The organism is Flectobacillus roseus, from assembly GCF_030056595.1.
Taxonomy (GTDB): Bacteria; Bacteroidota; Bacteroidia; order Cytophagales; family Spirosomataceae; genus Flectobacillus; species Flectobacillus roseus.
Genome location: NZ_JASHIF010000010.1, coordinates 135,867 through 157,498 on the forward strand (window position 1 = coordinate 135,867; position 21,632 = coordinate 157,498).

The 21,632-nt window shown below is 37.5% G+C and carries 18 protein-coding genes; 14 read left to right on the plus strand and 4 right to left on the minus strand.

Annotated elements, in window-relative coordinates:
- Positions 1 to 70 precede the first annotated feature (70 nt).
- Positions 71 to 796: a pyridoxine 5'-phosphate synthase gene (locus QM524_RS13100; RefSeq protein ID WP_283344946.1), complete on the plus strand. Its 726-nt coding sequence runs from the start codon at positions 71 to 73 to the stop codon at positions 794 to 796.
- Between the two features lie 281 nt (positions 797 to 1,077).
- On the opposite strand, the gene QM524_RS13105 is transcribed toward QM524_RS13100, so the two are convergent.
- The gene (locus QM524_RS13105; RefSeq protein WP_283344947.1) at positions 1,078 to 1,440 is read right to left on the minus strand and encodes a hypothetical protein; all 363 of its coding nucleotides are present in this window, start codon (positions 1,438 to 1,440) and stop codon (positions 1,078 to 1,080) included.
- Positions 1,441 to 1,784: 344 nt separating this feature from the next.
- On the opposite strand from QM524_RS13105, the gene QM524_RS13110 reads away from it, so the two are divergent.
- The 4 genes from QM524_RS13110 (at position 1,785) to QM524_RS13125 (ending at position 7,191) form a co-directional block, all read left to right on the plus strand.
- Positions 1,785 to 2,990: an acetyl-CoA C-acetyltransferase gene (locus QM524_RS13110; protein WP_283344948.1), complete on the plus strand. Its 1,206-nt coding sequence runs from the start codon at positions 1,785 to 1,787 to the stop codon at positions 2,988 to 2,990.
- Positions 2,991 to 3,033: 43 nt separating this feature from the next.
- Positions 3,034 to 5,205, plus strand: a complete 2,172-nt coding sequence (locus QM524_RS13115) for a 3-hydroxyacyl-CoA dehydrogenase NAD-binding domain-containing protein (RefSeq protein ID WP_388046700.1) — start codon at positions 3,034 to 3,036, stop codon at positions 5,203 to 5,205.
- 265 nt (positions 5,206 to 5,470) lie between these two features.
- Positions 5,471 to 6,160, plus strand: a complete 690-nt coding sequence (locus QM524_RS13120; RefSeq protein WP_283344949.1) for a carotenoid biosynthesis protein — start codon at positions 5,471 to 5,473, stop codon at positions 6,158 to 6,160.
- 152 nt (positions 6,161 to 6,312) lie between these two features.
- Positions 6,313 to 7,191 carry a MerR family transcriptional regulator gene (locus QM524_RS13125; RefSeq protein WP_166550881.1) on the plus strand — a complete coding sequence of 293 codons (879 nt, stop codon included), beginning with the start codon at positions 6,313 to 6,315 and terminating at the stop codon, positions 7,189 to 7,191.
- A gap of 258 nt (positions 7,192 to 7,449) precedes the next feature.
- Here QM524_RS13125 and QM524_RS13130 read toward each other — a convergent pair whose 3' ends face one another.
- Positions 7,450 to 8,475, minus strand: coding sequence for a DUF3089 domain-containing protein (locus QM524_RS13130; RefSeq protein WP_283344950.1), 1,026 nt, complete (start codon positions 8,473 to 8,475; stop codon positions 7,450 to 7,452).
- 223 nt (positions 8,476 to 8,698) lie between these two features.
- On the opposite strand from QM524_RS13130, the gene QM524_RS13135 reads away from it, so the two are divergent.
- On the plus strand, positions 8,699 to 11,794 hold the full coding sequence (locus QM524_RS13135) for a TonB-dependent receptor (protein ID WP_283344951.1): 3,096 nt from the start codon (positions 8,699 to 8,701) through the stop codon (positions 11,792 to 11,794).
- Positions 11,795 to 12,221: 427 nt separating this feature from the next.
- Complete coding sequence (locus QM524_RS13140) at positions 12,222 to 12,416, plus strand: hypothetical protein (protein WP_283344952.1); 195 nt, start codon at positions 12,222 to 12,224, stop codon at positions 12,414 to 12,416.
- Between the two features lie 216 nt (positions 12,417 to 12,632).
- Here the strand turns inward: QM524_RS13140 and QM524_RS13145 are convergent, their stop codons facing one another.
- Entirely contained in the window at positions 12,633 to 13,451 is an 819-nt protein-coding gene (locus tag QM524_RS13145; RefSeq protein ID WP_283344953.1) for a phytanoyl-CoA dioxygenase family protein, read from the minus strand.
- A gap of 174 nt (positions 13,452 to 13,625) precedes the next feature.
- On the opposite strand from QM524_RS13145, the gene QM524_RS13150 reads away from it, so the two are divergent.
- Positions 13,626 to 14,486: an AraC family transcriptional regulator gene (locus tag QM524_RS13150; protein ID WP_283344954.1), complete on the plus strand. Its 861-nt coding sequence runs from the start codon at positions 13,626 to 13,628 to the stop codon at positions 14,484 to 14,486.
- Here QM524_RS13150 and QM524_RS13155 read toward each other — a convergent pair whose 3' ends face one another.
- On the minus strand, positions 14,487 to 15,221 hold the full coding sequence (locus QM524_RS13155) for an RDD family protein (RefSeq protein WP_095161002.1): 735 nt from the start codon (positions 15,219 to 15,221) through the stop codon (positions 14,487 to 14,489).
- A gap of 70 nt (positions 15,222 to 15,291) precedes the next feature.
- Between QM524_RS13155 and QM524_RS13160 the strand changes: the two genes are divergently transcribed.
- The 6 genes from QM524_RS13160 (at position 15,292) to QM524_RS13185 (ending at position 21,610) form a co-directional block, all read left to right on the plus strand.
- Positions 15,292 to 16,242: a stage II sporulation protein M gene (locus QM524_RS13160; protein ID WP_283344955.1), complete on the plus strand. Its 951-nt coding sequence runs from the start codon at positions 15,292 to 15,294 to the stop codon at positions 16,240 to 16,242.
- A 161-nt stretch (positions 16,243 to 16,403) separates the two neighbouring features.
- Complete coding sequence (locus QM524_RS13165; RefSeq protein ID WP_283344956.1) at positions 16,404 to 17,369, plus strand: hypothetical protein; 966 nt, start codon at positions 16,404 to 16,406, stop codon at positions 17,367 to 17,369.
- Between the two features lie 233 nt (positions 17,370 to 17,602).
- The gene (locus QM524_RS13170) at positions 17,603 to 18,349 is read left to right on the plus strand and encodes a DUF4129 domain-containing protein (protein ID WP_283344957.1); all 747 of its coding nucleotides are present in this window, start codon (positions 17,603 to 17,605) and stop codon (positions 18,347 to 18,349) included.
- Between the two features lie 22 nt (positions 18,350 to 18,371).
- The gene (locus tag QM524_RS13175) at positions 18,372 to 18,932 is read left to right on the plus strand and encodes a hypothetical protein (RefSeq protein WP_283344958.1); all 561 of its coding nucleotides are present in this window, start codon (positions 18,372 to 18,374) and stop codon (positions 18,930 to 18,932) included.
- 126 nt (positions 18,933 to 19,058) lie between these two features.
- On the plus strand, positions 19,059 to 20,303 hold the full coding sequence (locus tag QM524_RS13180) for a DUF4350 domain-containing protein (protein ID WP_283344959.1): 1,245 nt from the start codon (positions 19,059 to 19,061) through the stop codon (positions 20,301 to 20,303).
- Positions 20,304 to 20,632: 329 nt separating this feature from the next.
- Complete coding sequence (locus QM524_RS13185) at positions 20,633 to 21,610, plus strand: AAA family ATPase (protein ID WP_283344960.1); 978 nt, start codon at positions 20,633 to 20,635, stop codon at positions 21,608 to 21,610.
- Positions 21,611 to 21,632 lie beyond the last annotated feature (22 nt).

The following is a 21,632-nucleotide window of genomic DNA, read 5'->3' on the forward strand; positions in this document are numbered from 1 at the left end:
AAAACTATTCAATCATTCACCATTACTCTCGGCATTCAAGCACTTTTGTCGAGCATTGCTTTTGAATACTATGACTAAACTTAGTGTAAATATCAACAAAATTGCTACCATTCGTAACTCCAGAGGTGGCAACAATCCTAATGTGGTCAAAGTCGCTATGGATTGCGAACGATTTGGAGCAGAAGGCATTACCGTTCACCCTCGCCCCGACGAGCGCCATATTCGTTATCAGGATGTATATGATTTGAAAGAAATCGTCACTACCGAATTCAATATCGAAGGTAACCCTACCGAAGGCAAGTTTGTAGAGTTGGTATTAGCTACCAAACCCACACAAGTAACCCTTGTACCTGATGCACTTGGTGCCATCACTTCAAATGCAGGATGGGATACAATTACGCATAAAAGTCGCTTGCAAGATTTAATTGCGATGTTTAAGGAAGCAGGTATTCGTACATCAATTTTTGTGGATGCCGACGAGCGTATGGTTGAAGGAGCCAAAGAAACAGGTACTGACCGAATTGAGCTTTATACCGAGCCTTATGCTGAATATTACCTACAAAATCGTGAAGCTGCGATTAAAGATTTTATCAGTGCTGCCAAAGTGGCGAATCAATTAGGACTGGGAATCAATGCTGGACATGACTTGAGTTTGGAAAACCTTCGCTACTTCCAACAAAATATTCCTAACCTTTTAGAAGTATCTATTGGTCATGCATTAGTATGCGATGCGCTCTATTATGGACTCGAAAATACGGTACAATTGTATCTAAGAGAGACAAAGGCTATAGATTAAAAAGATGGTGTCAGAATTCAACTGACACCATTTTCATTTAACATTAATTTTCGGCAACTGTCAAATAAATACATATTTCATCCATTGACTTTTGTCAATATATGTCACGACAGATAAATTTGTAATTACTAAATAACTAATCACAAAATTGTTGAACCAACTTACTTAGTGGCGGCTGAGTAAAGGGTAATTAAAATTGATACAACTTCTGACAAACTAAACAAACTCATTGTACAAAGTGGCGGCTTTGGACGATAGTGTTCTGTCTTGTCAGAAGTTTTTTATATCTCCTTATCGCCAAGCATTTCTTGTCCTTGTACGACTACTTTTATTCCAACAACGAGCCCATCTTTTCTGATAAAAAATACAGCAGCTCCGTAATTCGCTTCCTCAAATTCATCATCTTGTTTTTTGCTCAATTTAGTTTCAGGATAATCTCCTGCCAAAGCCACCAATGAGCCATTTTTATAATAAATCTTGATTTTAGGAATCTGATCATTGGCTTGCATTTTATAATTCCCAAAGTAGTCTTTGAAGCTCAATGAGTCGGCCTGTACCGAAATAGTCTGAGGAATAGTGATGTCAGATAACTGAGCTGTAGGCTGTCCTACCGAAAGCAGTGAAGCGATAAGTAAATGATGCATGGTTAAAATGTTTGAGTTGATTAAGGAATTTGGGAAAGAAAACTCATACTATCAATTCATTTTCAAAGATTTAACAAGAATATAAATTTTATTTTTTCCAGTCGAATGCTTTTTATCGCTATGCTCACGCATAATTGTCGAGGGAAAAAATACTTTTTATGACACTCTTCGATGTATAAATCTCCATAGAAGATTTTTCACAAACAAGATACCAAATTCTCTACAAAACTAAATTTATTATTAAAAAAATCACATAAAAAATATTATGCAAGCATACTTTTTATGTAATTTTAAAATAGTTTTTCTTCTCTGGTATTCAAATCATCAAAAACTAGCGTTTAACTATGAACGAAGCTTATATCTACGATGCCGTTCGCACCCCTCGTGGAAGAGGTAAATCTGATGGCTCACTACACGATATCCAACCTGTACAATTAGCCCAACAAGTATTAGAGCAACTCCGTGACCGCAACCAACTCGATACTTCATTGGTCGATGATGTAATTATGGGTTGTGTAACGCCTATTGGCGAACAAGGTGCAGATATTGCTCGCACAGCAGTTTTGGCGGCGGGTTATCCACAGTCAGTCGCAGGTGTACAAATCAACCGCTTTTGTTCTTCTGGCTTAGAGGCCGTTAATATGGCTGCGGCTTATATCATGTCTGGTCAACAAGAATTGATGATTGCAGGGGGTATCGAGTCAATGTCACGTGTGGCGATGGGAGCCGATGGTGGTGCAATGATGATGAATCCACAACTTATCGCAACCCACAAATTTGTTCCTCAAGGTATCTCAGCAGATTTGATTGCCACCAAATATGGTTATTCACGTCAGGCAGTTGACCAATTTGCAGTAATATCACAACAACGCGCAGCAGTAGCTCATGCAGATGGACGCTTTAGTCATTCGATGTTTGGGGTAAAAGATGAAATTGGTATTGAGGTGCTCAACTACGATGAAGGTATGCGACCAGATACCACAGTAGATGGTTTGGCAAAACTGCGCCCTTCTTTTGAAATGATGGGACAAATGGGACTCGACCAGTTAGCATTGATGAAATATCCAGAACTTAACGAAATCAATCACGTTCATCATGCAGGAAACTCCTCACAAATTGTAGATGGCTCAGCTGGAATATTAATAGGAAATAAAGCTATTGGAGAAAAATTGGGTTTGAAACCACGAGCAAAAATTTCAGCTTTTGGGGTTTGTGGCTCAGAGCCTACCATTATGCTGACAGGTCCGATACCCGCGACGCAAAAAGTGCTCAAACGTAATGGAATGAATATTCAGGATATAGACTTATTTGAAATAAATGAGGCGTTTGCGGCCATTCCTATGCTATTTATGGACGTTTTGGGAGTTGATCATAGCAAGGTTAATGTAAACGGTGGGGCTATTGCTTTAGGACATCCACTTGGTGCTACAGGGGCAATCATTTTGATGACATTACTCGATGAATTAGAACGCACAGGCAAAGGTATGGGACTCGCTAGTTTATGTATTGGAGGAGGTATGGGAATCGCCACCGTTATTGAGCGTATTTAGAGTTTGCTCTACAATACTTAAAAGATGATTCAACTTCTATTTAATGACGACACAAATGATTACTATCAATATCCAAAACAATATAGCTGTACTAGGCATCAATATCGCTAATCAGCCTATGAATGTGCTCAACAATGAATCTATTCCTGCGTTGTCTGAGGCACTTGAAAAAGTCTATACTAATCCTGATGTTAAAGGAATTATTCTGACCTCAGAACGACCTGAGTTTATTGCAGGAGCTGATTTGAAAATGATTCTTCAAAATAATGGGCGAGCTCCCGAAGAACTTTTCAAGCTTTCGATGAGTCTGAATACCATTTTCCGAAAAATGGAAACCAACGGTAAGCCTATTGTGGCAGCCATGAATGGTACGGCATTAGGCGGAGGCTATGAGGTTTGTTTGGCTTGTCATCATCGAGTAGCCCTAAACAATCCTAAATCTATCATTGGTTTGCCAGAAGTAACCATTGGCTTGTTGCCAGGTGGAGGCGGCACACAGCGTCTCCCACGTATGATTGGAATGGAAGCCGCAGCACCGCTATTGCTTGAAGGAAAAAGAGTTTCTCCAAAAGATGCTTTGGCTTTTGGTATGGTCGACCAATTAGCGGATTCTCCTGAAGAAATGTTTCAGAAGGCTGTAGAATGGATAGAAGCACATCCAATTGCGGTACAGCCTTGGGATGAAGTGGATAAAAAAACGGGTAAAATTAAGGCCAGAGAAAACTTCAAAGTACCTGGAGGAAATGTCTTAACGCCTAAAGGTGTCCAATTGATGATGGGCGGCACTGCCATGACCCTTGCCAAAACCCAAGGGAATTATCCTGCCCCTATCGAAATTATGTCATGTGTATATGAAGGCTTGCTGGTCAATATTGACCGTGGCATTGTGATAGAAGCTCGTCATTTTGTAAAAGTAGCCAACTCTTCTGTCGCCAAAAATCTTATCAGAACGACCTTTTTCGGTCTGAATGAAGTAAATAAAGGCGCAGGAAGACCCAAAAATGTCCCAGTAACACAAATCAACAGTATTGGGATATTAGGTGCGGGTATGATGGGCGCGGGCATTGCGTACGTATCTGCACAGGCAGGTTTGAAAGTTGTATTGAAAGATACTTCACTAGAAAATGCGGAAAAGGGTAAGGATTATTCCCGTAAATTATTACAAAAAGGTATTGAGCGTGGTAAAATGACTGCTGAGAAAGCCGAACAAATTTTAGCACTTATTCAAACTACTGATATTTACGAATCACTTCAAGACGTAGATTTGATTATTGAGGCGGTGTTTGAAAACCCAAGCCTCAAGGCCAATGTTACACAAGAGGCAGAAAAGTTCTTACGAGAAGATGGCGTATTTGCTTCTAATACTTCAACGCTTCCTATTACCGAGTTGGCAAAAGCGACTCAAAAGCAAGAGAATTTTATCGGAATTCACTTCTTTTCACCTGTAGATAAAATGCAATTGGTAGAAATTATCGTTGGTAAACAAACCAGTGACTATGCGCTCGCCATGGCAATGGATTATGTCAAGAAAATCCGCAAGACACCAATTGTCGTAAATGACTCTAGAGGTTTTTATACTTCGAGGGTATTTAGCACTTATACTTCTGAAGGATTAGAGTTGTTAAAAGATGGCGTAAATCCTGTGGTAATTGAAAATGTGGCTAAGCAAATGGGCTTTCCTGTTGGACCATTGGCAGTTTCAGATGAGGTTGCGTTAGATTTGGCTTACAAAATTTCGCACGAGTCTGTTCAAGCTGGTGTATTGTCGCCAGACGATACGGCGTATCAAATCAGTAAGCAGTTTACAGAAATGGGACGCTTAGGTAAAAAAGCCAAAGCAGGTTTTTATGAATACCCAGACCCTACCACAGGAAAGAAAAAATATCTTTGGGAAGGATTATCTCAATTATTTCCCTTAAATTCAATACAACCTTCTGCCGAAGACATCAAACAGCGACTTTTTTATCGTCAAGTCCTCGAAACCGTAAAGTGTTTTGAAGAGGGAGTTCTTAGAACACCACTCGACGCTGATTTAGGGTCTATTTTTGCTTGGGGATTTCCAGCCTATTTGGGAGGAACACTTTCTTTTGTGGATACAGTGGGAATTGTGGATTTTGTGAAAGAATGTGATAGATTAGCCGATACTTACGGTGACCGTTTTAGACCAACCACCCAGCTTCGTGAAATGGCTGAAGCAAATAAAGGATTTTATTGATTTCTCACTAGAGATAATTGAACACGACATTCGTAAAGAACGGCATTTCAAGTCTCTATATTAGATAAACTTTTTTTACCTTGACTAAATTTAAAATGCTAGGCTTTGAGATTTTCTCGAAGCCTACTTTTTTTATATACGCCCTCCTTTTAAACCTTTCGTTAATAGATATGTTAATCTAATAAAGGGTAACACATTTCTTATGTGTAACTTTTATTCAACAACCATACAAATCTCGATTAGGCTTTTTTGATTAAAAATATTTATGACAATACATTCAATACAGCAAATACTCACCGAAAAATATACAAAAACAACCCAATTCATCTTAGTCCTGATGTATGTTGTAGGATTAATAGGGTTGCAGGTTCCGATGTTAATGCCTATTTTTCAAGAATTATCGGCTTTTAATTTATGGGTATCTGCTGGCTTATTATTGTTTTTTCATCAAGACTTTCACAAGAATTTTATCATTTTAGGTATCGTTTGTTATTTAGTTGGCTATTGGATTGAAGTAATTGGCGTACACACAGGCGTAATATTTGGCGTGTACCAATATGGTGCTGGTTTAGGAACAAAGCTGTTTAATGTACCACTGGTAATTGGTACCAATTGGTTTATTCTGGTGTATTGTAGCGGTATTTTTTGGGAAAAATTCAGAGAATATTTCAAACTTTCTTGGCATCCTATTATCCAAGGAATTTTGATAGGAACCTTGATGACGAGCTTAGATTATCTAATAGAACCCGTAGCAATAGCATTGGATTTTTGGCAATGGGAAAACAATATCATTCCTATTCGCAATTATGTCGCATGGTGGATTATTGCATCCATCTTAGGCTATTACTTTAGTGTAAGTAGGTTTGATAAGCATAACCCATTAGCTATTTTATTGCTTTTCTTACAATGCTTTTTCTTCGCAGGGCATACAATTTCATTTTTGTTGAATAATTGAATTAATTTTGTTGAAAAATAAAACCTTTTTATTGAACAAAGGCTTTACCTCATACTATTTGGATAAATATCTCAAACAAAAAGAAATTAAGGCTAGAATTCCTCTTTTTCTAGCTTAGGTGCAAGAGCAACAGGACTAACAATACCACAATCATGAGCAATTATTCTATCAAGGATCTCGAACAGTTATCGGGTATAAAAGCACATACTCTCAGAATTTGGGAGCAACGATATGATATTCTCAAACCTACACGTACAGATACTAATATTAGGACTTATGATGATGTAGATTTGAAGCTCGTATTGAATATTGCGTTGCTAAAAGAACACGGCTACAAAATTTCGGAAATCGCTCAAATGAGTGCTGAATCTATGGCGCGTGAGGTGATGGTTATTTCGGATAAGCAAATGAACTATCCCGATCAGATACATGCCTTAACGATTTCGATGTTAGACTTGGATGAGGAGCGTTTCGAAAAAATTATCAGTACTAATACTTTACAGTTTGGGTTTGAAAATATGATGATAAACATCATTCATCCCTTCTTAAGCCGTATTGGTACGCTATGGATGACAGGCTCGATTGGTCCTGCACAAGAGCATTTTATCTCAAATTTGATTCGTCAGAAAATTATCGTAGCGATAGATGGACAGTTGCCGTCGTTGAAAGTTGGTGCAAAAAAATATCTCTTGTTTTTACCAGAGGGAGAATTACATGAGACTAGTTTGCTGTTTGCCAATTATTTGGTGCGTGCGCGACAAAATAAGGTAGTCTATTTGGGACAAAGCCTTCCTTTTGAAGAGCTCGTATTTGCCTATAACGTTCACAAACCAGATTATTTGTTTACTGTTATAACGAGTGTACCTGCGCAAGATGAAATCCAAAAGTATGTCTATAAATTAGCTCATACTTTCCCTAATACAAAAATCTTAATTACGGGTTATCAAGTAATCGGTCAAGACTTAGATTGTCCCGACAATGTTGAGATTCTGACACAAGTAAAGCATCTTATTTCTTTTGCAGAAGAGTAGGTTTTGTTTAGTCGTTGGCAATTTAGTTTGCGGTTTTAAAATCATAAATCAACAAAGGCACAAAGTGATTAATCACTTTGTGCCTTTGTTGATTTTGGACAAGATAGAATTTAATTGTTGTGCCTAAGGCTTTCAGGTATCAGCTTTCGGCTTTCGGCAAAAACATATCTATCGTTACTAAAAAACATTTTAACACTCTTTGCCTAGTGCCTAAACACATAGCTTAAATGTTATGTTGCACGATTACTTACCTATCAATTACTTCTCTCGCCAATAGTTTTCTACTCTATTTTTTACATTTTCCCTGATATTTCCATAGAATAAATTGTAGTCAGCACGATGCCAAATTTTGGTATTTAATAAAAATCTACCTTTTACATAAGGTTTATTAATCCACAACATTCCTGCATGGTTTTGAGCATCTACCGCTTCAGGTATATAAGTAAATTTGAGTCCAACACCACCTTTACTCAAAGAACGAGGCGCAAATTCCTCATCGAGTTTCCACGTCAATGGATTGGTACTTACCGAAGTATTAAGCCCTTCGTTATACCATGACGGATAATAATCTCTAGCATAAGTATTCCATGATACAAAACAGCCTGTTTGATCACCATTTTCACACGCTTTAATTAACTCAAAAGTATTAGGCTGTGTGGCGATACCCACCAAATAAGCCACTACAAGCTGTTTCTGTAAAGGTTTTTTATCAAAAAACTCTTTTATCAATCTCTTGGCATGAACAGTACCTTGGCTATGAGAAGCTATCACGATAGGACGTCCTTCATTGTAATGTTGAAGATAATATTCAAAAGACGCTTTTACATCAGAATACGCCAAATCTAAGGATTTTACTTTATCGGTCAAATCCTTGGTAACAAACGCATGATAATGTGCCTGACGATAACGCGGCGCATATACACGACACGAGCCATTAAATACCGATGCCTGATTGAGAATGGTAGATGCGTCCACTTTTTGATTCATATCGGCATCATTCACATCGGCATTCCAATCAGATGGACCTTGAGGTTTTTGCGTATAAATAGTAGGATGAATAAAAAAAACATCCACCTTAGCTAATGCCTGATTATCAGTAAAATCTGACTTCAAGGGTACTTGGTCGGCAGGGTCATTTTGGTCTGGTAATGCGGCCCAATATTCCTTTAAGGCATAATTGGGCTTAACAAGATTGGTGTTTTCGTTATAATGGCTCTGTATTTGATAAGGAACTCTTTGGCAAGAAAGAATAAGCCATGCAAAAATCAAGGGATAAAAACGCATAAGTTATCTTATTGTATGATTTTTTGAAAAATTTGTAAAAAAACCATTTTTATATTAACTAAATTCTCTAAACATTAGTTAGATTTACGAATCAAACAACTGTTTAGTTGAGAAGAGTTTAAAATCGTTTTGAAACACAAACGGTATAGTTTTCAAACAATTGTAAATCTACTATTCTTTTTGAAGTAAACAGTTTTCGTAATCTTAATTCACTAAAAAACGTATGAACAAACTATCTACTACAATAAGACTACTTACCAGTGTCTTATTTCTATTCTGTGCATTCACAAGCTTTTCGCAGACTGTTATTACAGGTAAGGTTTTTGACTCTGCTACCAAAGAAAAGCTCATCGGGGTTAGTATTGCGGTAAAAGGAAAAGTGATTGGTACAATTACAGATGCCAAAGGAAATTTCTCTTTAAAAACAAACACGCCTGTTCCTTTCTCGATTACGGTATCAAGCGTAGGTTATGCTACTCAGGAACTTAAGGTGACCGATAAAACTTCAGATTTTTCTATTGCCTTAGAAGAACAAACTGTAATGGGACAAGAAATTGTAGTTGCGGCTTCCAGAGTAGAAGAAAGTGTAATGAAATCACCTGTTTCGGTTGAAAAAATGGACTTGAAAGCTATCCAGCAAACAGCTTCAAACAACTTTTATGATGGTTTAGCCAACTTGAAAGGTGTTGATATGGCTACACAAGGTTTGTTGTTTAAGTCTATCAATATGCGTGGATTTGGTTCGACTGGTAACCCACGTATCGTTCAGATGATTGATGGTATGGATAACTCTGCACCAGGTTTGAACTTTGCAGTAGATAACATTATCGGTATGCCAGAATTAGACGTTGAGAATGTGGAGGTATTGCCTGGTGCTGCATCAGCGCTTTACGGTCCAAACGCTATCAACGGCTTAGTTTTGATGAATAGCAAAAGCCCATTTTTATACCAAGGATTAAGTGCAAACGTAAAATCGGGTATTATGCATGCTAGCAACCGTAGCACAGCTACTACGCCATTTACAGATATGTCGGTGCGTTTTGCTAAAGCATTCAATAACAAAATTGCCTTCAAATTAAACTTCTCGTATATCCGTGCGAAAGATTGGGAAGCTACTAATTATACCAACCTCAACTTAGGTGGTAACGCAGACCCTAGTCGTGGAGCTGGTACAAAAACCGATTATGATGGTATGAACGTATATGGCGATGAGATTCAAACGAACTTAAATTCGTTGAATGCCGCATTGCCAAATGCAAACGTGAGCCGTACAGGTTATATGGAAAAAGACTTGGTAGATAACAATACGAAATCTTTGAAATTTAATGGTGCTGTACATTATCGTTTAACAGAAAAAGTAGAAGCAATTGCTCAATTAAACTACGGTGAAGGTACTACGCTTTATACTGGTACTGGTCGTTATTCATTGCGTGATTTTAATATTACACAAGCGAAATTAGAATTGCGTGGCGACAACTTCAACTTGCGTGCCTATACTACTCAAGAGCGTTCAGGTGGCTCGTATACTGCTGGTTTGACAGCTGTTGGTATGCTCAACGAAATCAAATCGAATACTGCTTGGTATACCGAATATGCAGGTGCATTTTTACAAGCTCGTCAGGCAGGTGCGGCAGAAGATGCAGCTCACTTAGCAGCTCGCCAATTTGCAGATCGCAATATGCCAGCACCAGGCTCAGCAGCGTTTAATACGTTGTTAGAAAAATATCGCAACCTTCCTATTACACAAGGTGGTGGTGCTTTTGCTGATAGAAGTAATATGTACCATGTGGAAGGTTTTTACAACTTCAAAAATGAAATTAAGTTTTTGGATTTGACTGTAGGCGCTAACTTCCGTAATTATGAATTGCGCTCGGCAGGTACTTTGTTTTCGGATATGAAAGATGGAAGAAATGGCTCGATTTCTATTAATGAATACGGCGGTTTCATCCAAGCATCAAAAAATCTATTAAACGATCACTTAAAACTAACAGGGTCGTTGAGATATGATAAAAACCAGAATTTTGAGGGTCAATACACACCTCGTTTCTCTGCGGTATTATCACCTAACCAAGACCACAATATCCGTTTGTCATATCAAACAGGTTTCCGTATTCCTACAACTCAAAACCAATATATCGACCTAGCTACTCCAGCAGGAACATTGATTGGTGGATTACCAGAATTTGATGCTCGTTACAAATTAGCAACAGGTGTAACTCGTGAGACCTTGACAGCTTTTGCTTCTGACCTTGCTAAGAATGGTGCTAATTCAAAATACCTTACAGACGCAGTGAAAGCTGCCGCTGTACAATATGCAACAGCAGCAGTAACAGCGCAATTAGCAAATATTCAACAAGCAGTAATTGCCGCAGTACAAGCACAAGTAACAGCTCAAGTAACAGCAGCAGTACAGGCACAGGTAGCAGCAGGGCAACTTCCAGCTGCCAATGCACAAGCGGCAATCCAAGCGGGTGTAACGCAACAAATGGCGTCTGCTCCAGTACAAACTTTGATTCAGACAAACGTTCAAAATACGGTTAAACAAAAAGTAACAGAAGTAGCTACTCAAGTAACTCCAGCATACGCATTGGCTGCATTGCCTAAATACAAAGCAAAACCTTTGACTACTGAAAAAATTCAGTCTTACGAAATTGGTTACAAAGGCTTAATTGCAAAACGTTTGTTTGTTGATGCTTCTTATTACTACAGTGTTTACAAAAACTTTATCGGTGGTGCAACTATCGTAGTTCCTACAGCAGCGGCTGGTCCTGGCTTACCAATCGAATCAGGTTTGGGTAGTGGTAGCACTCGTGCTGGTTACTCAAGAGTAGCTAACTCTGACGAGGACATTACTATTTCAGGATGGTCAGCGGGTTTGAACTACTCATTAGATAAAGGTTACTCTGTAGGTGCGAATATCTCACACAACCAAATGAATAATTTCGTTGCCTCTACAGAAGTTCCTTATGCTGGTTTTAACACACCATCATACAGCATGAAATTTAATTTTGGTAAACGTATCACAAGTGGTAGCAAATGGGGATATAATGTTTCATTCCGTCACCAAGATGCATTTACTTGGGAATCGAGCTTCCCATTGCCTACAACAACTGATGTACCTATTTTCACAAATACAGTGGTTCCTGCTATCAATAACTTAGATGCTCAATTCAGCTATAAAGTAGCGCCAATTAAGTCGATTATCAAAGTGGGTGCAACTAACCTATTTGGTAATCCTTATTTCCAAGCGTATGGTAGTGCTTCGGTAGGTTCAACTTACTATATTGGTATTACTTTCGATGAATTATTGAACAAATAATATTTTGGTGAATATGAGATGACTCATATTTAGTGATTGAGTAATTGAGCGAATGAGTGATTATTCTAAAATGTAAATTTTATTTGTAGAGATGCAATGTTTTGCATCTAAAGAGTTATCATTCTGAAATATAGTATCCAAAAAGGCGGTCGAAAAACTAATTTCGACCGCCTTTTTGATATTACAATACTATAGTTTACTCAGCTTAGGACGTAATGTTTTACATCCCTACAGCTAGAAAATTTCAGAATAATCACTCATTCACTCAATTGTAAATCACTAAATTAGGAATGCCTCATGTTTTTATACTTAAATCTCAAGACTTTCGTTATTTAACAACTACTAATTGAGCAATATCTATTTACTTTGCTTTTAACTTTGTCCGTTATCACTCAGTCATTTTCCTATATAACAACGCTAAACACTTATGAAAAAGGTAATTTTATTGGGTTTTGCTATATGTTTCTTACAACTAGAATCGGAAGCTAATACAGTAGAATATAAGTCTGTCGAAACACATATCTCAGCATCAACTACCAAAAGCACATATAAAAGAAGACGTAAAAAAGGATTTTTATGGGGTTTGTTCCGTAAAAAAGACTGTGGCTGTCCCAAACATTAGGCTTAGGGCAATCAGCTATGGGCATTTGGCAAAAGTTTCTATGATTTTCTTGAGAAACATGCTTAAAGCATAGGGGAGATTGCCTAAAGCTTACATTAATAGTATATCTGCGATTCACTTTGGGTGTAACCTTTTAATTGTGAGTGCCTTCAAATAACTGATATACAAGTAACTAATAACAACATTACCTCTAGTAAATAGTTATACCTATTACGCTTAGCCATTCAAAATAGGATTTAACTCAGATGCGACTAAGCTACCAACTGGTAAACCCTTTATCCATCGTTGGCGATCTGCTTCTTGATGAGAGTTTTTAGGCTCAGCAACTTTTGCCCCATCGGCTACAAAAATAATCGTCATTACTTCTCTCATCTTTGAAGAGTTATTCCCTGGAGCATGATGTAAGGTCCAGCCAGCATGAAAAGTTGCATCGCCTGCTTTCATGGAGGAGGCTCTTACAATAGGATACCCTTTTTCTTCAACAATATTCTTTAGCACATCGTCCGACTTATCAGAAATGGCTAGGTTTCCTAAAAAACCTAATTCATGTGAGCCTGAAGCAAAAGTAAGCATGCCCATTTCTTCAGAAATATCAATCAGAGGCATCCACATCGTGATTGTATTACTGGTGTCGATAGGCCAATAATATTGGTCTTGATGCCATGGCGTATGACCACCGCCAGCTTCTTTGAAGAGTGCTTGGTCATGATACAAACGTACTTTTTCGACCCCCATCAAATCGGCAGCGATTTGTGCAAATCGTTTTGCAAAGGTAAATTTCTTGATGTCGTCGTCTACCTCCCAAAGATTCATTACTTGCAGAAAAGCTTTTCCATAAGTGTCGCGCTCTGACATGTCACGAAACTCAGTATTGAATCGCTCTACACCATGATGAATCAAGTGTCTGTAAATTTCTATCTCTTCGGTGTTGACGATGTTATGCAACAAAATATGTCCATTTTGCTGATAATCTGACTGTTGTTGAGCATTAATCTGATACATAGAAGATAAGTCGGGAAAGGTTAAACCAGCCATACATTTCATACTAAAATAATAACAAGCTTTAGTTATATTATTGTAATCTTAATTTTTGATGAAGGCAAAATAACATGAATTTTTTCAGGCAGATTTTGTCGTTTTTTACCAATATTTGTGCATTTTTACCTATTTCCTATCAATATCCTTATATTGAGTATAATTTTTATCAAAATGAAAGCCTCCTTAGAGCAATTAGATAATGGTTTGAATCAATCCTTGGGGTTCAGACATTTTAGTTTGCCATATTTTGACGCTCCTTACCATTTTCACCCTGAATATGAGCTGACTCTCATTGTTAAGAGTGAAGGCAAAAGATATATCGGTAATCATGTGGCAGATTTTAGTGCTGGAGATTTGGTTTTGATGGGTCCCAACTTGCCTCATTGCTGGAAAAATGAAACGATTGGCTTAGAGGATTCGTCGCAGGCTGTAGTGGTACAATTTAAAGCAGATTTTTTGGGAGAAAAGTTTTTCACTATACCCGAAATGCAAGCAGTTAGTCATTTATTGGAAAAGTCGGCTTCGGGTTTGGTTATCACAGGAAAGACGAGAAACAGAATTGCTAAAGAATTAATTTTCCTACTCAATGTTCCTCCTGTTCAGAAAGTTTTAGGCTTGTTGGATTTGTTAAATACCATAGCACAAGCGCCACAAGACCATCAGATTTTAGAAAGTCAAAATCAAGCATATCAATTAGCAAAAGTCGATTTAGAGCGAATTAACAAGGTTTATGCCTATGTGATTGAAAACTATACGCAGGAAGTTCACTTGGAAACAGCAGCGTATTTAGCCAATATGACCGAAACAGCTTTTTGTAGATATTTCAAAAAAGTTACGAAGAAAACCTTTCTCGATGTAGTTACTGAATATCGTATCAAACATGCTTGTAATTTGTTGATTGGCACCGACAAACAAGTAGCTGAAGTATGTTTTGAAAGTGGCTTTGGCAATGTATCGCATTTTAACAAACAGTTCAAAACCTTTACAGGACAAAGTCCCCTTGGTTATCGAAAGCTTTTTCAGACAATGTAATTATTCGTCACCATAAGCCATCAAAAAAGTATGGTCATTTAAAACTTGTGTCAAAAAGGCATTATCGTCAAGATTTGACTCTATTTGCATAATCTCCTTTAGCTTTTGAGCTGTTTGACTCAGTAAGCGCTCATCTTGGGTTTCTTCTACTCGTTGAATTACTTGACGAATAATTTCAATATCGGCATCAGACAATAAACTTACTTCTGGAATCATGACTTCGTAGGCTTCATCAAGTACTGGCTGGCGAAGCGCATCGAGCGATACCTTAGGTTCTATGCGCACAACAGTTGTACCTGCTACCATATCACCCAAACGCTGTCCTTTACCACCTGCCGCAATCGCTACCACACCAACCCATTGACCAAAAATACTAAAATCAATAATTCTAAAAATCCAACGTAAGATATAGGCACCAATGGTAGGAGCACTACCATCTAGTTTAATCACTTTGATATTACGAGCTCTTTTCCCAATGCTTTGACCATTGAGCCAGATTTCACAGATTAAATCATAAAAAAAGAGGGGTAAAATACCAAACCCAAAGAAAAGAATCGTTCTGATTCTGTTGTTGAATAGACTGTCATCCAGCCATGTAGCAATTAAAGAAAAAACAAGAATCCATGCGAAATAAACTACCAAATCAATCAAATATGCAATAATTCTATCTCCGATACTAGCTGGTGTAAAAGCTACTTCGACATTTTGAGCTGTCCGTATTTTTATTTTACTCATTATCTATCACAGTGGTAAAGTTATTTTGATATATTGCTTAAAATTAAACTACCTTAAGCAAAAATGCACCATGAGAGAGGCATTATTTAAGAAACAAAATCTTGATAAATGGCAATCTTTTGAAGAAGATGTACAAAGTATTCATTCAGATACACTAGCCGAAAGATTTATAGAATTAACCGACGATTTGGCCTACGCACAGACGTTTTACCCTAGTTCAACGACTACTCGTTATTTGAATGAACTGACGGCTCAATTTTACCGAAAAATTTACGCCAATAAGAAAGAATCCTCCAATCGTTTTGTTGAGTTTTGGAAGTTTGAAGTGCCTTATCTCCTGTTTCGTTTTCGAAAAGAGCTTTGGGTAGCCTTCTGTATTACGTTTATTTCGGCAATCATTGGGGCTATCTCTGTGGCACACGACGATACTTTTGCCCGACTGATTTTAGGCGACGACTATATTGACATGACGCTAGAAAACATACGAAAAGGAGATCCTTTGGCTGTGTACGGAGGTACCGATCCGCTAATGATGTTTTTGCAGATTACCTCTAATAATATCAAAGTTTCTTTTGTGTGTTTTGTAATGGGCTGTTTGTTCTCAGCAGGCACGGCGTATATGCTTATCACGAATGGAATTATGCTAGGGGTATTTCAATATTTTTGTTATCAGCAAGGTTTTCTGAAAGTATCTCTTTTGACAATTTGGCTACATGGCGTTTTAGAAATCTCATCGATTATTGTGGCAGGATGTGCGGGATTAGTGATGGGAAATAGCCTTTTATTTCCTCGAACCTATTCACGTATGGAATCTTTCAAGATTGGCGCAAAAAATGGCATTAAAATCGTTATTGCTTTAGTACCTTTGTTTATTATGGCTGGCTTCATCGAAAGTTTCATTACACGACAGCATCTAAATACCTTTTATAGTTTGCTCATAATTGTACCGTCTTTCCTATTTATTGTGTGGTATTTTATCGTATATCCTCAAAAAGTATTTCAAAAAAGTCAATTATGTTAAAGTATGATGCCAAGAAGAATGAATTTTGAGTGTAAAAACTGAAAATTCTCCACTGACCATTTTACATAATACTTACGAAAAGACCATTGAGCAAAAGCTTATTCTATTTCAGAAAACCTTATTTTTAGCTTATATCCCTGATTACTATCAATACAACTATTATGGAAAAACAGTACCTGCCTCTTGAAAGAGAGCGTGATTTTAGTCAAAAAATTAACGATACTTTCTCTTTTGTTCGTCTCAATTTCAAAGACTTATTTCTTGCTTTATTATTTATTGTTGGTCCCATCTTGCTGATTGCAGGCATTGCAGGAGGATTCCATCAAATCAATGTATTGAGTAGCAATTACTCTGACACGCCCATCGATGCTAACGCTGGTGTCGAAGAAATATTAAGACGATTTAGTAGAAGTGGTATCGATATCATCGGACCAGCTTATTTTATATTACTGTTTGCCACAGTGATTTCTATGGTTCTCTTGGTGGTAACGGTTTATAGTTATATGCAATGTTATTTGGAGGATTCAGTATCACGAATTACGGTAGAAAGAGTAACTGAAAAAGTGAAAATACATTTCCTTCCTGTTTTTAGAGGTTTTTTCTTGGTGTTGCTTGTCTTTTTTGGCATCATCATTTTAGCATCACTTGCTACTGGAGCCTTGGGTATAGCAGTGGGTGGTGTAGCAGGACCCATGATTATTGGAATTTTTGGTTTAGTGATTTTTGCAGTCATGATCTATTTTATGATTATGTTTTTGCTAAGTCCAGCCATAATCGTTTTTGAAGATGCTAGCCCTGGTTTTTCGCTTCGTAGAGCCAAATACCTTATCGAAGGCAAATGGTGGTCGACTTTCGGACTCGTCATGGTGGTATCAATCATTGTTTACTTTATTGGACTTGTATTCAGTCTTCCTGCTGCTATCTTATCAGTTTTAAAAGTACTAGGTATCCAATCAGGCATTACCAGCGACTGGGTGGTAGTGATATCAACAGTGATTTCGATGGTGGGATCGTCTATTTTATCAGCCATTACCTATATTGCTTTAGGATTCCAGTATTTTAATCTTGTCGAGAAAAAAGACGGTAATAGTCTATTTAAACAAATCAATAACTTGGGAAACCATTAGTACAGATAAGTAATCGTGCAGAATAAGGTTTTTAGGTACTAGGCAACAGGCACAAGGCAAAGAGTGTTAAAATGTTTTTCCCAAAGCCTATCGCCGAAAGCCGATAACTGAAACGTTGAATTTTATTTTGCCTACGAACTTAAGCATATGCATAGCTGAACCGCCAATGTGAAGCTCCGTGCTCCCAAATTCACAATGATTTGAAACTTGTCCATTATTTTTCTAACTCAAAAATGAGTGTTAAAAAGAGGCATATTCCTATTACTTTAAAATACGTCATACTTTGTTTTTGGGTGACTCTAATGCCTGTTTGCCGTCTTCAAGGGCAAATAAGTCGTGTTGACTCGCTCACACAACTGAGTCCGCTCAAGCAACCAGACAAAACGTTAACGAGTCTTCGAAAAGAAAAAAAGTATCAGTATCAAGCCGTTCCTATCGAACAGATGTCATTGAGCAGTAGGCTTTGGCTGATGTTTTTGCGTTGGTTTTCTCAGTTTTTTGAGAAAAGTACTACAGGTAAATCTTTGAAGATAGGTATGTATATTTTTCTGGTAATTGTGATAATCTTTGTCATTATGAAGCTAATTGGTATTGAATTTGCAAATATCTTCGGACGCAAAGACCAATCGATTTCTATTGATTATCAAGTACTAGAACAAGATATTCATGCGTTAGATTTTGAAAAAGCAATCGAGGGCGCTTTGTCTACGCAACAGTTTAGGTTGGCGACTCGCTTGTACTATTTACAAGTATTAAAATCTTTGAGTAATCAAGACCTAATCGAATGGCGATTAAATAAAACCAATCGGAGTTATATTTACGAGTTACAACCAACCGAATTACGTCAAGAATTCGAATCTCTTACAACCCTATTTGAATATATCTGGTACGGAGATTTTTTGATTAGTGCAATCGAATTTGAATCTATACAAAATCAATTTTCCAACTTTAATCGCAGTATAACACGAAGTAGGCGCTAGCCTTAAAACGCGTGATAATAACATGAAAAAGATAAGCTTAATTATTTTGTTGGGAGTTTCAACAGCCCTAACATTCAGCTCTTTTAAAACCACTATTGTAGAAACAAGCCAACATAGACGCATCGAGGAAGTTGAATATGATACCATCAATTTTGAATCAACCATCGTTTCTGGTGTAAAATTAGGAGGACCTTATGGCGCTTTATTAGAAAAATTAGGCTCACCAGATTCTGTTAGAAAAGAAGAAACTCCTGATGCTCAAAATAGTGACCATTTTGAAATCTATCTTTATGGAAAAGATTCATTTTATGTCATGGACGAAATAGTAAGCGGTTTTGAGTTGAAATCAACAAAATTCCAACTCGACAATCTTGGAGGATTGAAAGTAGGAGATCCTATTGCAAAGGTGAAAAAGATGTTTCCTAAATCTTATAAATTCCGTGATATCGACGAATTTAATCCTTCTTGGATTACGATTAGCGTACAGTTTGGTAGCTCGGATTCTTTCCTAGAAATTTACTGCGAAAACTCAAAGATCAAAAGTATCACAACGGTGACTGATGACGAGGAGGAAGAAGAATAAAATAAAAAAGCATTTGAGTTAGCTCAAATGCTTTTTTATTTGACATAGATTCATAGATTTGTGGAAAAAGTGTGGAAGGAATATCAGACTATCTTTTATTAACACAAAACCACATCGCACCGCTGAATGACGCAGAAAACTAAATATCTTATTGTATTGGGTATTACACTATTGGGGTTTATATTAATTGAAATATATAAGCCCAAGCCAGTCATTTGGACACCTACCTATTCCAATCAAGACGATATTCCATTTGGAGGCGAAGTTTTATATAAAATTCTTCCTGAGCTTTTTCCCTCTCAGCAAATTCATGACGAAAAATTCCCTGTTTTAGCGCGACATACAGAGCAAAGTGTTGACTTACAGCGCACTTCCTATATTAATATCTGCAATACTTTTACCTTAGATTCTATTTCGTTGACAAAGCTATTACGGTTTGTGTCAATGGGAAATACGGCCTTTATTTCGGCCGAGGACTTTGGCTCACTTGGCGATACATTACATCTTTCTACCGATTATATTAGTTTTTTGAAGAAGGGTACAGCCACGTCGCTTAATTTTACCCATCCAGAACTCCGCCAGAAAAAGCCCTTTGTTTTTAGAATGGAAGATGCAGAAGCTTTTTTTGTTGATACGACCAAATCAACAATACCATGGACAGTTCTGGCTTATAATCATCTCAAAAAGCCTATTTTTATTAAGGTAAAATGGGGGAATGGTACCTTATTGCTCAATTCCACGCCTAGTGCTTTTAGTAACTATTATCTCATCAAACCTCAGAATTGCTATTTTGCCATAAACGCTTTGCGCTATCTTCCGCAGCAAACCATTTATTGGGACGAATATTATCAGGCACCTTCTATTGGTACTCGTTTCAGGGTAATGAACAAGTCTATCCGTAAAGCTAGCGAGGCTTCCTACGATGAATCACCTTTTAGGTTTATTGTCAGTCAACCAGCCTTACGATGGGCTTATTATTTGACGCTTTTGGCTCTTGTGATTTTTATGGTTTTTGAGGCAAAACGCCGTCAACGCATTATTCCTATTATTGATATTCCTCAAAATACCTCAGTCATATTTGTAAAGACCATAGGGCAGTTATATTTTAACAAAAAGGAACATTTGACTATCGCTAAGAAGAAAGTTACCCATTTTTTACACTTTATCAGGGATAATTTTTATCTCAATACCTATCAAATCGATGAAGATTTTTTGACGGAATTGAGTAATAAATCTGGGTTAGAATTAGGCAAACTGCAAGCTCTTTTTCATACGATTCAGCATTTGAATACGGTGAATAGCATTTCTGAAAAAGACCTTATTGAACTCAATAAAGCCATTGAAGAGTTTTATCAAATGGTCAAAGCATAAAAGATAGGCTTTCGGCGGTCAGCTTTGAGCAATCGGCTTTTGGCTGTATTTCTGTGGTTTACAAAAAACGGATAATTCAGCCTATAACATATCGTTTAAAGCTGATGATTAATATGTCTGTTTATTAGGATTTTTTCAGCGATAAGTCTTTTCAAAATCTCCTACAGAGCTTTTGAAACTGATTAATACATTACTCAGGTGATAGTGAAACCACTTTGTGCCTTTGTGCCTCTGCCACTTATGCCTATTAATACATTACTTAGGTGATGGTGAAACTTTACTTGTAACTTATACTTATTGATACCATTTCACGCTCTTTTACCAAAATTATGAATTTTGAATCACGCATAGATTTAAGCGAATTGCATCAGGCGGTTACAGAAATACGCGAGCAAATAGGCAAAATTGTTGTTGGTCAGCCACAAACGGTTGATTTATTGCTGACAGCACTTTTAGCCGATGGACATATCCTATTGGAAGGCGTACCTGGCGTTGCCAAAACCTTGATGGCCAAACTTTTGTCACGCACGATTTCGGTAGACTTTAGCCGAATTCAATTTACGCCCGATATGATGCCTTCGGATGTAATAGGCACAGCCGTTTTTAATCCTAAAGTCAGTGATTTTGAGTTTAGAAAAGGGCCTATTTTCTCCAATATTGTACTAATAGATGAAATCAATCGCTCGCCTGCTAAAACGCAATCGGCCTTGTTTGAGGTGATGGAAGAGCGTCAGATTACCAATGCAGGCACCACCTATCCGATGTCATTTCCATTTTTAGTAATTGCTACCCAAAATCCTATCGAACAAGAAGGGACATATCGCCTTCCAGAAGCACAACTTGACCGTTTTATGTTCAAGATTTTGGTAGGATACCCCAATCTCAGTGAAGAAATTGACATTTTGAAAGGTCATCAAAGTCGTGCTAAAGAGGACGCAGGTAAGGTAGAAGACCGTATTTCACCTGTTGTGTCTTCTGAACAATTGTATAGCTTGAGAGCTAAAGTAAAACAAGTCATTGTGGAAGAAAATATTTTGGAATACATTGCCAAGTTGATTCACGAAACTCGTCGCTCAAAGTTTCTGTATTTAGGCGCTTCGCCACGCGCTTCGGTTGCCATGTTGCAAGCATCTAAAGCCTTTGCGGCCATTCGTGGACGAGATTTTGTTACGCCCGAAGATATTCAAGAATTATTACCTGTCATTCTTCGTCATCGTGTGGCACTTACACCTGAAAAAGAAATGGAAGGAGCTAATGTAGAAGATGTTCTTAAAGGAATTGTACAAAAAATAGAAGTACCACGATAATTCAAACTTTTCTAGCTTCCGA

Excerpts from the sequence above, each read along its gene's own strand:
- QM524_RS13170 (WP_283344957.1), top strand. The coding sequence starts at position 17,603 with ATGAGTGTTAAAAAGAGGCATATTCCTATTACTTTAAAATACGTCATA.
- QM524_RS13100 (WP_283344946.1), top strand. The coding sequence starts at position 71 with ATGACTAAACTTAGTGTAAATATCAACAAAATTGCTACCATTCGTAAC.
- QM524_RS13180 (WP_283344959.1), top strand. The coding sequence starts at position 19,059 with ATGACGCAGAAAACTAAATATCTTATTGTATTGGGTATTACACTATTG.
- QM524_RS13175 (WP_283344958.1), top strand. The coding sequence starts at position 18,372 with ATGAAAAAGATAAGCTTAATTATTTTGTTGGGAGTTTCAACAGCCCTA.
- QM524_RS13145 (WP_283344953.1), bottom strand. The coding sequence starts at position 13,451 with ATGGCTGGTTTAACCTTTCCCGACTTATCTTCTATGTATCAGATTAAT.
- QM524_RS13150 (WP_283344954.1), top strand. The coding sequence starts at position 13,626 with ATGAAAGCCTCCTTAGAGCAATTAGATAATGGTTTGAATCAATCCTTG.
- QM524_RS13130 (WP_283344950.1), bottom strand. The coding sequence starts at position 8,475 with ATGCGTTTTTATCCCTTGATTTTTGCATGGCTTATTCTTTCTTGCCAA.
- QM524_RS13165 (WP_283344956.1), top strand. The coding sequence starts at position 16,404 with ATGGAAAAACAGTACCTGCCTCTTGAAAGAGAGCGTGATTTTAGTCAA.
- QM524_RS13140 (WP_283344952.1), top strand. The coding sequence starts at position 12,222 with ATGAAAAAGGTAATTTTATTGGGTTTTGCTATATGTTTCTTACAACTA.
- QM524_RS13160 (WP_283344955.1), top strand. The coding sequence starts at position 15,292 with ATGAGAGAGGCATTATTTAAGAAACAAAATCTTGATAAATGGCAATCT.
- QM524_RS13105 (WP_283344947.1), bottom strand. The coding sequence starts at position 1,440 with ATGCATCATTTACTTATCGCTTCACTGCTTTCGGTAGGACAGCCTACA.
- QM524_RS13110 (WP_283344948.1), top strand. The coding sequence starts at position 1,785 with ATGAACGAAGCTTATATCTACGATGCCGTTCGCACCCCTCGTGGAAGA.
- QM524_RS13135 (WP_283344951.1), top strand. The coding sequence starts at position 8,699 with ATGAACAAACTATCTACTACAATAAGACTACTTACCAGTGTCTTATTT.
- QM524_RS13120 (WP_283344949.1), top strand. The coding sequence starts at position 5,471 with ATGACAATACATTCAATACAGCAAATACTCACCGAAAAATATACAAAA.
- QM524_RS13115 (WP_388046700.1), top strand. The coding sequence starts at position 3,034 with ATGACGACACAAATGATTACTATCAATATCCAAAACAATATAGCTGTA.
- QM524_RS13125 (WP_166550881.1), top strand. The coding sequence starts at position 6,313 with ATGAGCAATTATTCTATCAAGGATCTCGAACAGTTATCGGGTATAAAA.
- QM524_RS13155 (WP_095161002.1), bottom strand. The coding sequence starts at position 15,221 with ATGAGTAAAATAAAAATACGGACAGCTCAAAATGTCGAAGTAGCTTTT.
- QM524_RS13185 (WP_283344960.1), top strand. The coding sequence starts at position 20,633 with ATGAATTTTGAATCACGCATAGATTTAAGCGAATTGCATCAGGCGGTT.